This is a genomic window from Streptomyces abyssomicinicus (genome assembly GCF_008974245.1).
Lineage (GTDB): Bacteria > Actinomycetota > Actinomycetes > Streptomycetales > Streptomycetaceae > Streptomyces > Streptomyces abyssomicinicus.
The window spans coordinates 374,868-391,603 of sequence record NZ_BBZI01000007.1 but is presented as its reverse complement, the minus strand read 5'-3'; the positions used below and the strand labels follow the sequence as shown (position 1 = coordinate 391,603).

The 16,736-nt window shown below is 77.4% G+C and carries 2 protein-coding genes; both read right to left on the bottom strand.

Annotated elements, in window-relative coordinates:
- A partial coding sequence (locus GBN72_RS15140) for a non-ribosomal peptide synthetase (RefSeq protein WP_246212501.1) occupies positions 1-14,278 on the bottom strand: 14,278 nt, incomplete at its 3' end.
- A gap of 137 nt (positions 14,279-14,415) precedes the next feature.
- Positions 14,416-16,035, bottom strand: a complete 1,620-nt coding sequence (locus GBN72_RS15135; RefSeq protein ID WP_151772314.1) for a serine hydrolase domain-containing protein — start codon at positions 16,033-16,035, stop codon at positions 14,416-14,418.
- Positions 16,036-16,736 lie beyond the last annotated feature (701 nt).

Sequence of the window (16,736 nt, the reverse complement as noted above, 5' to 3'; positions counted from 1 at the left end):
GCTCGGCGGCGGCGGCGAGTTCCGCGACGCTCTGGTGGGTGAACAAGTGGCGCGGCGTCAGGTGCAGCCCCGCGCGGCGGGCGGCGGAGACGATGCGGATGCCGAGGATGGAGTCGCCGCCGAGCGCGAAGTAGTTGTCGTCGGCGCCGATGCCGGGCACGCCGAGCACCTCGGACCAGATGGCGGCGAGCGTCTGCTCGGCGCCGGGCCGCGGCGGGCGGGAGGCGCCGCCGGGGCCGGGGGCGGACCACACGGGGTCGGGCAGGGCCCGCCGGTCCAGTTTGCCGGTGGCGCCGAGCGGCAGCCGCTCCAGCGGCACGACCAGCGACGGGACCAGGTGGCCGGGGAGGGTGCGGGTGAGCAGGTCGCGCAGTTCGGCCGGGTCCACGGCCCCGGACCCGCGCGGCACCGCGTAGGCGACCAGCCGGCGGTGGCCCTCGTGCTCCACCACCCGGGCCGCCGCGGCGGCCACCCGCGGGTGGCGGGTCAGCGCGGCCTCGACCTCGCCGGGTTCGATGCGGAACCCGCGCACCTTGACCTGGTCGTCCGTCCGGCCGAGGTGGACCAGGTCCCCGTCCGCGGTGCGGCGCACCAGGTCGCCGGTGCGGTACATCCGGTCGCCGGGCCGGCCGAACGGGTCGGCGAGGAAGCGGGACGCGGTCAGGCCCGGGCGGCCGAGGTAGCCGCGGGCGACGCCGGTGCCCGCGAGGTACAGCTCGCCGGTCGCGCCGGGCGGCACCGGGCGCAGCCGGGCGTCCAGGACGTGGGCGCGGGTGCCGCCGACGGGGCGGCCGATGGGCGGGTCGCGGTCCAGGTCGCCGGGGTCGCAGGCGAAGGCGGTGGCGTAGACGGTGGCCTCGGTGGGGCCGTAGACGTTCAGCACCCGGCAGCCGGGCACCGCCGCGCGCACCTGCCGCACGGTCCGCGCGGGCAGCGCCTCGCCGGCCAGGACGACGGTGTCCGCACCGGCGTGGACGGTGTCCTCGGTGAGCAGCCGGCCGAGCGCGGACGGCACGGCGCTGAGCAGGCCCGCCCGCCACGGCCCGGTCCGCTCGGCGAGCGCCAGCAGGTCCCGGACCAGTTCCACCCGGCCGCCGGACAGCAGCGGAGCGAAGATCTCGAAGACCGACACGTCGAAGGTGAGCGAGGTCGACGCCACGACGTGGTGGAGACCGTGGCCGGCGAACTCGGCGGCGGCCCAGTCGGTCAGCGCCGTCACCGACGCGTGGGCGACGACCACGCCCTTGGGCCGGCCCGTCGAGCCGGAGGTGTGGATGACGTAGGCCGGGTGGTCCGGCAGCAACGGCCGGCGGCGCTCGTCGTCGCCGACGGGGGCGGGCGAGGCGGTGGCCAGGCGCACCGCGGTCTCCGGGTCGTCGAGGGTGACGCGCGGGCACGGGCCGTCCGGGAGGCGTCCCGCGGTGGCCAGGCCGGTCACCACGGCGGCGGGCCGCACGTCGTCGAGGAGGAGGGCGATCCGTTCGGCGGGGTGGCCGGGATCGACCGGCAGGTAGCCGGCTCCGCTCTTGAGGACCGCGAGGAGCGCCACCACCAGGTCGGCGGTGCGGGGCAGCGCGAGGGCGACGAATCGTTCCGGCTCCGCGCCCGCCCCGATCAGCAGCCGGGCGAGCCGGTTGGAGCGTTCGTCGAGCTGCCGGTAGGTCAGTTCCTCGTCCCCGCAGACCACCGCCGGGGCGTCGGGGGTTCGGGCGGCCTGGGCGGCGAACGCCTCGGGCAGCGTGCGGCGCGCCGCCGTCGCCGCCTCCCCGGCGGGCCCGTGGTGCGGGACGTGCTCGTCCCCGGGGGTGAGCACCGGCAGGTCGTCCAGGCGGCGGTCGGGGTCGGCGGCCATCGCGGTCAGCAGGGTGCGCAGGCTCGCGCCCAGGCTCTCCACGGTGGCGGTGTCGAAGACGGCCGGGTCGTGGTCGAGGGAGACGGACAGGGTGTCGCCGGGGGCGACGACCACGCTGAGCGGGTAGCTGGTCGGCTCGACGTCGCGTTCCTGGGTCAGGGTCAGGCCGTGGCGGGTGACGCCGTCGCCGTCGAAGGGGTAGTTCTCGAAGACCAGGATGCTGTCGAACAGGCCGGCCCCGCCGGGCACCTCGCTCCAGGTCCGCAGCTGGGCCAGGGAGACGAAGTCGTGCCGCCGGGCCTCCGACTGGGCGGCCTGGAGTTCCCGCAGCCAGTCCGGCAGCAGGCGGCGTCCGTCGACCCGGACGCGGGTCGGCAGGGTGTTGATGAACAGGCCGACCATGGTGGTGACGCCGGGCAGGCCGGCGGGGCGCCCCGAGACGGTGGTGCCGAACACCACGTCGTCCCCGCCGCCGAAGCGCGACAGGATCAGCGCCCAGGCGCCCTGGAGCACGGTGTTGAGGGTGAGGCCGGCCCGCTGCGCGGTCTCCCGCAGCCGCGCCGAGACCCGCGGGTCGAGGGTGACGTGCACCGCCGCGCTGGAGGAGGCGCGGTGCGCCCCGGCGGGGCGGCGGTCGCGGGGCAGTTCGGTCGGCGCGGTGAACCCGGCCAGCGCCTGCCGCCAGTGGCGTTCGGCGGCCGCGGCGTCCTGGCGGGCCAGCCACCGCAGGTGGTCGGCGAACGGCGCCCGGCGGGGCACCCGCGGGCGGCCTCCCCCGGTCAGCGCCGCGTAGCGCTCGCACACCTCGTCGAAGACCTGGGCCGCGCTCCACCCGTCGAGCAGCACGTGGTGGAACGTCCACACCACCCGCACCCGGTCGGGCGCGAGGCGGATCAGCGTCAGCCGCATGAGCGGGGCGGTCGCCAGGTCGATGCCGGCCAGCCGGTCCTCGGCGAGCAGCCGGTCCAGCTCGGCCGCGCACTCCGCCTCGCTCCGGCCGGTCCGATCGAGGTGGGTGACGGGCACGACGGCGCGGCGCCGCACCACCTGGAGCGGCTCGGCGGTCTCCTGCCACACCAGTTGGGTGCGCAGCACCTCGTTGGCGTCCGCGGTGCGCTGCCACGCCTCGGCGAGGGCGTGCGGGTCGGTGACGCCGGAGAGAGTGAACTGCACCTGGTTGACGTAGGTGCGGCTGTCCGGGTCCATCAGGCCGTGGAACAGCATGCCCGCCTGCATCGGCGTCAGCGGGTACACGTCGGCGACCTCGCGGCCGTCCCCGGCGATCCGGTCCACGGCGGCCTGGTCGAGGCGGGCCAGCGGGAAGTCCGACGGGGTGCGGCCGCCCGCGCCGGGCTCGGCGCAGTGGGCGACGACGGCCTCCAGCGCGCGCACCATGTCCTCGGCCAGACGGGTCACCGTCGCGCGGCGGTGCCGTCCGGCGCTGTAGTGCCAGCCGATCTCCAGCTCGCCGTCCTCGACGCGGGCGACGACGTCGAGGAGGTGCGGACGCCGCTCCTCGGGCGCGTCGGCGCCGTCCAGGCCGCCGGGCACCGAGCGCACCAGGGCGGCGCCCTCGGTGTGCCAGTCGAAGCGGCCCAGGTAGTTGAAGCTGATCGCGGGGGCCGGGCCGGCCGGGAGGTCGCGGGTGAGGCGGGTCAGGACGCCGTGGCCGAGTCCGCGGCCGGGCACCGCCCGCAGCTGCTCCTTGACGGACTTCAGGGCGGTGCCCCAGTCCCCCTCCGGCACCCGCAGGGCCACCGGGTGGACGCTGGTGAACCAGCCGACCGTGCGGGACAGGTCGACGTCGTCGAAGAGCCCGTCCTCGCGGCCGTGGCCCTCCAGGGTGACGGCGACGGTGTCCCGCCCGGTCCAGTCGGTCAGGACCCGGCCGAGGGCGGTGAGCAGGACGTCGTCGACCCGGGTGCGGTAGACGCCCGGCACGTCGCGCAGCAGCGCGTCGGTGCGTGCGCGGTCCAGCCGTACGGTGACCGAGTCGGCGTCGGCGACGGTGTTGCCGCCGTCGGCGTCCACCGGGAGCGGCGCGGCGCAGTGCCGGGCGGTGGCCTCCCAGTGCTCCCGCTCCGCGGCGAAGCCGCCGTTCCCGGCGTGCTCGTGGAGCCTGCGCACCCACTCCCGCACGGAGGTGGTGCGCTCCGGCAGCGCGGCGGGTCCGCCGGCCCGGGCCTGCGCGTAGGCGGTCTCCAGGTCCTCCAGGAGGATGCGCCAGGAGACGCCGTCGACGGCCAGGTGGTGGACGGCGAGCAGCAGGCGGGGGGCCGGGACACCGGTGAACAGGCGGGCGGTCAGCAGCGGTCCGCTCTCCAGTTGGAAGGCGGTGTGGGCCTCGGCGGTGAGGCGGGCCTCCTCCGCCCGCGCGGCGGCCGGGTCCAGGCCGCCGAGGTCGTGCACCCGGAGCAGCGGCGGCTCCTCCTCCCCGGGGGCGGCGCAGGTCTGGAGCCAGGAGCCGTCGTCGCGCCGGGTGAAGCGGGAGCGCAGGGCGTCGTGGTGGTCCCACAGGGCGCGCAGCGCGCGGCGCAGGGCGTCCGCGTCGACGTCGGGCGGCGTCTCGACGACGACGCACTGGTCGAAGACCTCCGGGCGGCGCGGGCCGGCGTCGAGGAACCAGTGCTGGACGGGGGTGAGAGCGACCTCCCCGGTCACCGGCGCGGTCCCGGCGACCTCCGGGGCGCCGCCCGCCTCGCAGGCGGCGGCCAGGGCGGCGACGGTGGGGTGCCGGAACAGGTCGCGCGGGGTGAGGGCCAGCCCGGCGGCCCGGGCCCGGGAGACGACCTGGATGCCGAGGATCGAGTCGCCGCCCAGCATGAAGAAGTTGTCGTCGGCGCCGACCTGTCCGACGTCGAGCAGCTCCGCCCAGATCCCGGCGAGGGTCTGCTCGGCCCCGGGCCGGGGCGCGCGGTGGGCGTCGCCGGCGGCCGACCAGGCGGGGGCGGGCAGCCGGCGGCGGTCCACCTTGCCGTTGGCGGTCAGCGGCAGCTCGGGCACGGTGACGAAGGCGGCGGGCAGCATGTAGTCGGGCAGGTCCGTCGCCAGGTGCGCGCGCAGCTCGGCCGGGGCCGGCTCGGCGGTGTCCGGGGCGGGCACCAGGTGGGCGGCGAGCCGTTTGGTCCCGGCGTGCTCGTACAGGGACACCAAGGCCTCGGCGACCGCGGGGTGGGCGGTGAGACGGGCCTCGATCTCGGCGGGTTCGACCCGGAAGCCGCGGATCTTGATCTGGTCGTCCGCGCGGCCCACGAAGTGCAGTTCGCCGTCGGCGTCCCGGCGCACGATGTCGCCGGTGCGGTACATCCGCTCGCCGGGCCCGCCGAACGGGTCGGCGAGGTAGCGGGCGGCGGTCGCCCCGGGGCGGCCCGCGTAGCCGCGCGCCGGGGCGGCGCCGGCGAGGTACAGCTCGCCGGGGACGCCCGGCGGCTGGGGCTGGAGGGAGTCGTCGAGGACGTACGCCCGGGTGTTGTCGAGCGGGCGCCCGATGGGGAGCACGGCGGGCAGCGGCTCCCCGGCGGTGAAGGGGCGGCGGGTGGCGAAGGTGGTGGTCTCGGTCGGGCCGTAGCCGTCCACGACGGTCAGGCCGGGGCAGGCGTCCAGGACGCGCCGCACCGCCGCGCCCGGCACGGCCTCCCCTCCGGTCCACACCTCCCGCGCGCCGCGCAGGCAGGCGGGGTCCTCCTGGGCGAGCAGCCGGAACAGGCCCGCGGTCAGCCACAGGTGACGCACGCCCCGCTCGGTCACCGCGCGGCGCACCACGGCCGCGTCGGTCCCGCCGGGCGGCGCGAGGACGGCCGTGCCGCCGCGCAGCAGCGGCACCCACAGTTCGTAGGTGGAGGCGTCGAAGGCGTGCGGTGAGTGCACCAGGACCCGTTCGTGCCCGTCGAAGGCCCGGTCCAGGGCGAGCGCGGCGACGTCCCGCTGCCGTACGGCGACGCCCTTGGGGGTCCCGGTGGAGCCGGAGGTGAACATGAGGTACTGCGCGTTGTCGGGGTGGACCGGCGGGTGGACGGGCGGAGGGACCTGCGGCGGGACGGCGCCGGGGGGTCCCCCGGGCTCCGCGTGCGCCTCGGGTCCGCCAAGGGCGTCGGGGGCGTCGGGGGCGTCGGGGGCGTCGGGGGCGCCGTCCGCCCGGACCACCCGTCCGGCGGGCAGCACCGCGCGGGCCGTCCCCTCCCCCGCCGCGTCGGTGAGCAGCAGGTCCGCGCCGGCCTCGGCGAGCATCAGCCGCAGCCGTTCCGCGGGCGCCCGCCCGTCGAGCGGGACGTACACGCCGCCGGTGCGCACCAGCGCGAGCTGGGCGACGACCAGGTGCGCGGAGCGGTCCATGAGCACGCCCACCGGGCGTTCCGCGGCCACGCCGAGCGCCGCCAGGCGTCCGGCCAGGGCGGCCGCGCGGGCGTCGAGTTCCCGGTAGGTGAGCCGCTCGGCGCCGGTCTCCAGGGCCACGGCGTCGGGCGTCCGCCGTACCCACCCGGCGAACAGTGCGGCGGTCGTGGTCACCGGCGCGCCGGTGGTGGCGCCGTTCCCGGCGTGGACCGCCTGTTCGCGGCCCGCGGGCGTGAGCAGGGGCAGGCGGCGGGGGGCGCGGTCGAGGTCGTCGGCCATGCCCTGGAGGAGGACGGTGAGGTGCCCGGTCAGCCGTCCGGCCGTGGAGGCGTCGAACAGTTCGGGGTCGTAGCCCAGGCTCAGGGCGAGTTCGGGTCCCGGCTCGACGACCAGGCTCAGCGGGTAGTTGGTGGTCTCGACGCCTTCGAGCCCGCTCAGCCGCAGCCCGTGGGCGGCGGCCAGGCCGTCGTCCACCGGGTAGTTCTCGAAGACGACGATGCTGTCGAACAGGCCGGTGCGCTCCGGCAGCCCGGTGAACGCCTTCATGCGGGTGAGCGGTACGGAGCCGTGCCGCCGGTCCTCGCCCTGCTCCTGCTGGAGGCGGCGCAGCCACTGCGGCAGCGTGCCCGCGCGGGGCACCGTGACGCGGGTGGGCAGGGTGGCGATGAACAGGCCGGTCATGGCCTCGGCGCCGTCCAGCTCGGGCGGGCGGCCGGAGACGGTGGTGCCGAGGACGACCTCGTCACGGCCCGCGTGACGGCTCAGCAGGAGCGCCCACGCGCCCTGCACCAGGGTGCCGAGGGTCAGTCCGGCCTCCTTCGCGCGTTCCCGGAGCGCCCGGGTGGTGGTGGCGGGCAGCACGGCGCGCACCGCCTCGCGGGACTCGGCGCGGTGGCTCTCGCGCGGCTCGCGGTCGTAGGGCAGCGGGGTGGGCTCGTCGAGGGAGGCCAGCCGCTCCCGCCAGTGCCGTTCGGCCTCCTCGCGGTCGCGGTCGCCCAGCCAGGCCACGTAGTCCCGGAACGGCCGGCGGACGGGCAGCGCCGCGGTGTCCGGGTCGGCGACGCAGGCGAACACGTCCGACAGCACGTGGAAGAGGCTCCAGCCGTCGAGCACCAGGTGGTGGAAGGACCACACCACACGCACGCTGTCGTCGCCCAGCCGGACCAGCGTCAGCCGCTGCAGCGGCGCGCGGGCGAGGTCGATGCCGCGTTCGCGTTCCTCGCGCAGCAACTCCCGCAGCCGGGACTCGCGTTCGCCCTCCGCGACGCCGCTCCAGTCCAGGTGGGTGACCGGCACGGGCGCCGCGCCCCGCACCACGAGCAGCGGTTCGGGCACGTCCTGCCAGACGGGGTGGGCGCGCAGCACGGGGGTGCGGTCCGTCACCCGCTGCCAGGCGGCCTCGAGCGCCTCCGGGCCGGGCACGCCGTCGAGGACGAAGGTCAGCTGGTGGAAGTAGACGCCGCTGTCGTCCTGGGAGAGGCCGTGGAAGAGCATGCCGGCCTGGGTGGGGGTGAGCGGGTGGACGTCCTCCACGCCGGCCGGGTCGTCGCCGGTGATCCGGTCGACGGCGGCCTGGTCGAGCCGGGCGAGCGGGAAGTCCGACGGCGTGCGGCCCGCGGCGCCCGGGCGGGCGGCGTGCCGGGCCAGGCCGGTGAGCGCGTCGGCGTACCGCTCGGCGAGCCGGCCGACGGTCGCCGCGTCGTGCAGGTCCGCGGAGTAGAAGAAAGTGAACTCCAGCTCATCGTCGTTCAGTTGGCCGACGACCTCCAGCGGGTGGGGGCGTACGGCGCGCGGGTCCGCGTCCAGCCCGAGCGGGCGGAAGGCGGCGCGGTGGAGACCGTCCGGGCGGCCGTGCGGGGTGAAACGGCCCAGGTAGTTGAAGCTGATCTCGGCGGCCGGGCCGTCGGGCAGTGCGCCGGGGGCCGCCAGGTGGCGCAGCGCGTCGTGGCCGATGCCGTGCCGGGGCACCGCGCGCAGTTCCTCCTTGACCCGTTTCAGCACGGCGTCCCAGTCCTCGTCCGGTTCCACGGCGAGGGCGACGGGGTGCCGGGTGGTGAACCAGCCCACGGTCCGGCCCGTGTCGACGTCGTCGAACAGCTCCTCCCGGCCGTGGCCCTCGACGTCCACCAGGACCCGCCCGTGTCCGCTCCACGCGCACAGCGCCCGGCCGAGCGCGCTCAGCAGCACGTCGTTGGCCTGCGTGCGGTAGGTCTCCGGCAGGGTGCGCAGCAGGGCGGCGGTGTCCTCGGCGTCCAGCCGTACGGTGACGGCGCGGGCGGAGGCGTAGGTGTTGGGGCCCTGCCGGTCCGTGGGCAGGCGCGTTCCGGCGCCGGCGGTGGCCCGCGCCCAGTGGGCCTCCTCCCCGGCGAAGCCGCCGCCGGCCGTGTAGGCGCTCAGCCGCTCGGCCCAGTGGCGCAGCGGCGAGGTCTTCGGCGGCAGCGCGTGGGCGCCGTCGTGTCCGGCGCGGCGGGCGAGGTAGGCGCGGTCGAGGTCCTCGAGCAGCACGCGCCAGGAGACGCCGTCGACGACCAGGTGGTGCACGGCGAGGTGCAGCACGGGCGGGCGGCCGGCGCCGCGGTCGTGCAGCACGGCGCGCAGCAGGGGGCCGCGGGCGAGGTCGAACGGGCCGTGGTGGGGCGCGTCGGTGTCCGGCCCCCGGTGGCGGGCGAGGGCGAGGCGGGGCGCGCTCGCGTCGATGTGCCAGCGGACCGGTGTGCCGTCCTCCCCGCCGGTGAACCGGGAGCGCAGGGCGTCGTGGTGGGCGAGCAGGTCGTTGAGGGCGTCCTCCAGCGCCGCCTCGTCGACGTCGTCGCCGGTCTCCAGGGAGAGTGTCTGCGCGAAGTGCCCCGCGTGCCCGGGCCCGCGGGCGAGGAGCCAGTGCTGGATGGGCGTCAGCGGCGCGGGCCCGCTCGGCGGCACCGCCTCGGGCACGGCGGGCCGGTCGCCGGCGGCGGCGTCGGCGCACCGGGCGAGGGCCGCGACGGTCTGGTACCGGTAGACGTCGCGGGAGGTGACGGCGAGGCCCGCCTGCCGGGCCTGGGCCACGACCTGGATGCTGAGGATGGAGTCGCCGCCGAGGGCGAAGAAGTTGTCGTCCGCGCCGACCCTCTCGACGCCCAGCGCCTCGGCCCAGATGGCGGCGAGGATCCGCTCGGTGTCCGTGCGCGGCGCCACGTGGCGGGCGGGCCGCGGGGCGTGGCCGGGGTCGGGCAGCCTGCTCCGGTCCAGTTTGCCGTTGGGGTTGAGCGGCAGTTCGTCCAGGACGACGACCGTCGCGGGCACCATGTAGTCCGGCAGGGTGCGGCCGAGCGCGCGGCGCACGGCGCCGGGTTCCACCGTGGCGCCGGGCTCGGGCACGACGTAGCCGGCGAGCCGGTGGTGGCCGTCGCCGCCGTGGGCGGCGGCCGCCGCCTCGGCGACGTGCCGGCAGCCGCGCAGCGCCTCCTCCACCTCGCCGAGTTCGATGCGGAAGCCGCGCACCTTGACCTGGTCGTCCGTGCGTCCCAGGTACTCCAGTTCGCCTTCGGCGTTCCAGCGCGCCAGGTCGCCCGTGCGGTACATGCGGCCGCCCGGCACGGCGAACGGGTCGGCGACGAACCGGGTGGCGGTCAGGCCGGGACGGCGCAGGTAGCCGCGGGCCAGCCCGTCGCCGCCGAGGTACAGCTCGCCCGGGACGCCCGGTGGCTGCGGGCGGAGCATCCGGTCGAGGACGTAGGCGCGGGTGCGGGCCGCCGGGCGGCCGATGGGCGGGGCCTGGTCGGGCGCCTCGTCCCCGGCGAACCACGCGGTGGCGTAGACGGTGGCCTCGGTGGGCCCGTAGAGGTTGGCGATCTCGCAGCCCGGCATGGCGGTGCGCAGGTCGTGCACGGTCTGCGCGGGCAGCGCCTCCCCGGCCAGGACGACGGTGTCCGCCGTCACCGCCGGGACCGCGCCGGTGAGCATCCGGGACACCACCGAGGGCACGCCGCTGACCAGCCCGGCCCGCCGCGGTGCGGAGGTGTCGGCGAGGGCGGGCAGGTCGGGGACCACCTCCACGGTGCCGCCCGCCAGCAGCGGGCACAGCAGCTCGAAGACGGAGACGTCGAAGTTGAGCGAGGTGGCGGCGATCACGTGCCCGAGCCGGCCGGCGAACCGGTCCGCCGCCCAGGCGGCCAGCTCGACGACGCTGCGGTGGGTGACGACGACGCCCTTGGGACGGCCGGTCGAACCCGAGGTGTAGATGACGTACGCGGGGTGGGCGGGGTCGAGGGGGCGGGTCCGGTCCGCGTCGGTGAGGTCCGCGTCCGGGTGGCCGGGGTCCGTGCGGTGGGGGTGCGATCCGGCCGGGTCGGCGAGGCACTCCTCCAGGATCAGCGGCTCCTGGTCCGGCGGCAGCGCGTCCGCGGTGTCGCGGCCCGCCACGACGAGCGCGGGGGCGGCGTCGGCGAGCATGAAGCGGATGCGCTCGGCCGGGTATTCCGGGTCGACCGGCAGGTACCCGGCGCCGCACTTCAGGACGGCCCAGAGCGCCGGCACCAGGTCCGCGGTGCGCGACAGGCAGAGGGCCACCAGGGTCTCCGGGCCGGCGCCGCGGGCGACCAGCCGCCGGGCGAGCAGGTTGGCGCGGCGGTTCACCTCGGCGTAGTCCAGCCGTGCGGCGCCGCACACCACGGCGGTGCGGTCGGGCGTGCGGGCGGCCTGCTCCTCGAACAGGGCGGGCAGGGTCCGCCCCCCGCCGCCCCGGTCCTCGCGGTCGCGGTCCTCGCCGCCCCGGTCCTCGCGGTCGCGGTCCTCGAGGTCGTCCTGGCCGCCCTCCCGCCGCGGGGCCGCCTGCGGGCTTCCGGCGCGCAGCAGGGCGTCCCGTTCGCCGTCGGTGAGCAGCGGCAGTTCGGCGAGGGTGCGGTGCGGCCCGTCGGCCAGCCCTTCGAGGAGGTGGTGCAGGTGCCGGGCGATCCGGGCCGCGGTGCGCGGCTCGAACAGGTCGGTGTTGTACTCGACCGTCAGCTCGCAGCCGCCGTCGGGCACCGGAGTGAACTCCAGGACGAGGTCGAAGCGTGCGGCGGGCCGCGGAAGGGGGTGCTCCTCGACGTGCACGCCTGCCGCGAGCGGCGGGTGGGCGAGCGGCGTCTGCTGGACGACGAGGGCCTGCACGAGGGGCGTACGGCTCGGGTCCCGGGGCGGGGCGAGTTCCTCGACCACCCGGTCGAAGGGCGTCCCGGCGTGCGCGAAGGCGTCGAGCACCGTGGACCGCACGGACTCCAGGAACCGGTTGACGGTGAGCGTGTCGTCCACGTCGGCGCGCAGCACGACGGTGTTGGCGAAGAAGCCGGTGACCTCCTCCAGGTCCCGCCGCCCGCGCCCGTCGGTGACGGTGCCGAAGGCGACGTCCCGCTGCCCGGAGTACCGGGAGAACAGCACGGCCGCCGCACCGGCGAACAGGGTGAACAGGGTGGTCCCCCGGTACCCGGCCGACTCGCGGAGTCTGGCGATCAGGCGGGCGGGGATCCGCAGGCGGTGGGCGGCGCCCACGGTGCCGCGGACGGCCGGCCGCGGGCGGTCGGTGGGCAGGTCCAGCTGCTGGAGGCCCGCCAGGTGGCGTTTCCAGTGGGCGAGGTCCTCGGCCTCCTGCTCACCGGAGCGCCGTTCGTTCTCCCAGACGGCGAAGTCCGGGTACTGCAGCCCGGGCGCGGGCAGGCCGTCGGGCTCCCCGGACGCCTCCGACCGGTACAGCGCGGTGAGTTCGCGGACCAGCACGCCCACCGACCAGCCGTCGGTGACGATGTGGTGCTGGGCGAGCAGCAGGACGTGGTCGTCGGCGGCGCGGCGCACCAGCAGCACCCGGGTCAGCGGGCCCGCCGCGAGGTCGAAGGGGCGGCGCAGCTCCTCGGTGAGCAGGCGTTCGGTCTCCTCGGCGTGCCGTCCGGCGGGCAGCGGCGCGACGTCCGCGGTGCGCAGCGGCAGCCGGGCCCCGGGCGCCACCCGCTGGGTGCCCTGTCCGCCGGAGGTGGGGAAGGTGGTGCGCAGGGAGTCGTGACGGGCGGTGAGCCGGTCGAGGGCGCGGCGCAGCGCCTCGGGGTCGAGCGGGCCGCGCAGCCGCAGGGCGACGCCGGTGTTGTACTCGGTCCCGTCCGCGTCGAGGTCGCTGAGGAACCACAGGCGGCGCTGGGCTCCGGACAGGGGCAGCGGCCGGTCGCGCGGGGCGGGCGGGATCGGCTCCGGCGGGGCCGCGGCGGACGGGTCGTCCAGCAGCGGGGCCAGCCCGGCGACGGTGCGGGCGGTGAACACGTCCCGCACGGACAGCTTCACGCCGAGTTCCTCACGGACCCGGGAAAGGGTGCGCGCGGCGAGGACGGAGTCGCCTCCGAGGTCGAAGAAGTCGTCCTCGGCGCCCACCGGGTCGACGCGGAGCACCTCGGACCAGACGGCGGCCAGGGCGCGTTCGGCGGGGGTGCGGGGCGGCACGTGGCCGGCGGCGGGGGCGTGGGCGGGCGCGGGCAGCGCCCGGTGGTCGATCTTGTTCTGCTGGGTGAGCGGCAGGGCGTCCAGGACGACCACGGCGGAGGGGACCAGGTGCGCGGGCAGCGATTCGCCCAGCGCCGCCCGCAGCGTCTGGGGCCGGGGCGGCCGCTGCGGGTCCGCCGGAGTGACGTAGCCGACGAGCCGCCGCCGGCCGGGGGCGTCCTCGCGGGCCACCACCACGGCCTCGCGCACGGAGGCGTGTCGCAGCAGGGCCGCCTCGATCTCCCCGGGTTCGACGCGGAAGCCCCGCACCTTGACCTGCCGGTCGGCGCGGCCGAGGAACTCCAGCTCCCCGTCGGCCCGCCACCGGGCCCGGTCACCGGTGCGGTAGAGCCGGGCGCCGGGCGGCCCGAAGGGGTCGGCGACGAAGCGGGACGCGGTCAGGCCGGGACGGTTCAGGTAGCCGCGGGCCACCCCGGCCCCGCCCACGTACAGTTCACCGTCCGCGCCGGGCGCCACCTCCCGCAGCGCCTCGTCCAGGACGTGGGCCCGGACGCCGGGCAGGGGGGCGCCGATCGCCGGGGCGCCGGTGCCGGCCCGGAGCGGGCCGGTCCAGGTGGAGACGATGGTCGCCTCGGTGGGGCCGTAGGAGTTGACCATCCGCCGCCCCGGCGCCCACCGGTCGACCAGTGCGGCCGGGCAGGCCTCGGCGCCGACGATCAGGGTCCGCAGGTGCGGCGCGCCGTCCGGTCCGGGGTCGGGCAGCGTGGCGAGCGCGGCGGGCGGTATGAGCGTGTGGCTGATCCGGAACTCGTCCAGGACGGCGGCGAGTTCGTCGCCCAGCCAGGGCCCGCCCGGCGGCACCACCAGCGTGGCCCCGGCGAGCACCGACACGAACAGCTCCAGCACGGACGCGTCGAAGCTCGGCGAGGAGAACTGGAGCACCCGGTCGCCCGGACCCACGGCGTACCGCTCGGCGGCGGCCGCGACGAAGCCGCCGATCCCCCGGTGGGTGACCGTCACCCCCTTGGGAACGCCGGTGGAACCGGACGTGTAGATCACGTAGGCGGCGTGGTCCGCCCCGACGGCGACGTCGCCCGTGTGCCACCGAAAGCCCTCCGCCGAGGCCGCCTTCCCGGCCTCCGAGGCCGCCTGCGCCCGGGCCGGCGCACCCGCCTCCGCCCCCGCCCTCGTCTCCGTCGCCGCCCCCGTCTCCGTCTCCGTCTCCGCCGTCCGCCGGACGGCCGCCAGGTCGTCGAGGACGACCGCGGGCGCGGCGTCGGTGAGCATCAGCGCGCGCCGGTCCGCCGGGTATCCGGGGTCGACGGGCAGGAAGGCGGCGCCGGTGAGCGCGGTGGCCAGCTCGGCGGCGATCAGCTCCATCGAGCGCGGCAGGACCAGCGCCACCGTGCGCTCCGGTCCGGCCCCGCGCCGCAGCAGGTCGCCCGCGATGCGTCCGGCCCGTACCGCGAGCTCCCGGTAGGACCAGGTGCGGCGGCCGTCGGTGAGCGCGGGCGCCTGCGGTGTCCGCGCCGTCCACCCGGCGAACAGCGCGGCGATCGTCGGATGCGCCGTCCCGTTCCGCGCGGCCGGGGCGCCGGGGGCGGCCCACGGGAAGGAGGACGCCGGGGCGGGCTTGTCGTGCGGATCCGTCATGGATGCAGTCCTTCGGAGCGGAACGGGAACGGCGCGCGGCACCGCCGGGCCCGGGCCGCGGGGGCCGGGGCACGGCGGGGCGACGCGGCACGGGCCGCGTTCGGAGTCTGGGGAGGGTGCCGCGGGACCTGTCGGTGCTACCGCGGGGACGGCGGGGCGTCCTGGGGCCGGCCGGTACACGCGGGCCACGGGGACGTCGCCGTGGCCGTCGCGGAATCCGGCCGCGCGGCAGGGGCGGACACGGGTCCGCCTGCGGGGGAACGGGCCTCCACGCGGGCGGCCTTCACGGAGGAGCCGGTCACGGGCACCGCCGCGCCCGGGGGGCGAACGGCGGGGACGCCCGGTCCGGAGGCGTCCGCGGCACGGGCTCCCGCGGCACGGACGTCCACGGAACGGGGACGCGCTTGCGGGTCCGGCACCCGGCGGGCCGCGCGTCCGGAGATCTGCACCCGGTCGAGGACCCCGGTCAGCGGGTCGCGGTGGAAGCGTCCGCCGGGCTCCCGGCGGCCGCTCGCCGGGTCGGCCAGGTCGAAGGAGAGGTCGGCGTAGCACACCAGCGGCAGCGGGAGGTCTCCGTCGACGGAGAGGAACGGGTGGCCGGAGGCGTCCAGGCCCACCCGGTACTCGGCGGAGCCGTTGCGGTAGGAGCCGGCGCACCCGGGGGGCAGCGGGGAACGGTTCCGGCCGGGGACGGGACGCGGCGAGGCGGGCACCGCCGGGCCGGTGAACTCAGCTATCTCCCCCGCGAGTTCGCGCCACATGGCGGTCGCGGAGCTCGCGTTGCCGGTGAAGGCGACGACCACACCGGTCCCGGGGTCGGCCCGCAGGTGGCAGGAGGTGCCCTGGGCGTTGCCGTCGTGACCGCACCACCAGCGGTCCGCACCGCGGAACAGGGCCGCGCCGGCTCCCCAGGCGTCGGCCAGGGCGCCGGGGTGCGCGCCGGGTACGGGCCGGCACATCCACGCCGCGGCGGCCGGCGGCAGGGCGGTGGAGCGGCCGGCCAGCGCCCGGCCGAGCGCCAGCAGGTCGAGGGCCCCGGCGAGCAGGGCGCCGGCCGGCGCCTCGACGGGGGCGAGGTTCTGCGCGACGGGCATCGGGCGGCCGGAGGCGGTGTTGCGGGCGTGACCGGCGGCGACGGGCCGGTGGGGCGCGGCGTCACCGAGGAAGGCGGGGCGTATGCCGAGCGGTTCGAGGAGGAGCGCCCGCACCGCCTCCCGCCAGGTCATGCCGGTGACCTCTTCGACCAGCCGGCCGGCCGCCACGTATCCGGCGTTGGAGTAGCTGAAGCCGGTGCCGGGGGCGAACAGGAGGTCGCGCGGGGAGCAGACCGAGGCGAGGTGGCGGGCCGCGGTCCAGCCGGCGGCGGTGTCGGAGTCCGGGCCGGTCGGCAGCCCGGAGGTGTGGCTGAGCAGGTGACGGACGGTCACCTGCGGTAAGCGGCGCAGCTCCGGCAGCAGCACGGCGGCGGGCTCGTCGAGTTCGAGGTCGCCGTCCTCGGCGAGGAGCGTGACGACCGCGGCCGTGCACAGCTTGGTCACCGAGCCGGTCGGCACGGCGGTGTCCTCGGTGAAGGGCGCGCCCGTGGCGGCGTCGGCGGTACCGGTGTGGACGCTGATCACCTGGGTGCCGGTGTGCAGCGCCAGCTGCGCGCCGGGGACCCGGTGCGCGCGGGCGAGTTCGTCGAAACGGCCCTGGAGCGAGCGGTGGCCAGGGGCCGGACGCCTTTCGGCGACCGGTGTAGGGGGCACGTGCGGCATGGAACGGAGCCTCCTGGGAACTGGTGCTCTGGTGCTCTGGCGACGTGACACACCGACCGGACCGGGGACGGATCCGGCCGGCAGGGGGACGCTGCGCCGCACGTTCGTGACGTTCGTGCGCGGGGCCGGCCCGGGAAGGCCGGCCGCCTGGGCCGAGAGAGAGACTAAGCACAACTGCCGTGAGGCGTCTGCTAACTAGTGATTCTGGGCCATACACATCCAGACACTGATGGCCCAGCTCAAAACACCCCAGGATTTCACAGAAAGTGACCTGCCGTGTTCTCCCGGGCCGCCCGCGCGGAGTTCGGGGAAGGGAAGCGGCCTCGGCCACGCCCGCGGGGCGCGGAGCGCCGCACCCGGGCCGAAAGCAGCCCCGCGGCACGCGGGTCCTGGGACGACGGTGGAGGGGACGGGCGGATGGGGCGCCGGCCCGGCGCCCGCCCCTCCCGCTCCGCCCCGCACACCGCGTCCCAGCAGGCACGGTGGCGGCCGTCCGGCGACCCGGCCGGGCCGCCGCGGACGGCGTGGCGCCGTCCGCCGGGGGAGGTACGGCGGGACCGGGCCGGTACGGCGGGACGCACCGGTCGCGGGCCTGCTCCCGGCACCGGCGGTCCGGCCCCCGGTCGTCGGTCCGCGGACGACCGGACGGCGCGCGCCCGACGGCCGCGCCGGGCGTGCGCCGAGGGAGCCCGCGGGGCGTC

Bases quoted from the DNA above. Each gene is read 5' to 3' on its own strand.
- GBN72_RS15135 (WP_151772314.1), bottom strand. From the start codon at position 16,035: ATGCCGCACGTGCCCCCTACACCGGTCGCCGAAAGGCGTCCGGCCCCT.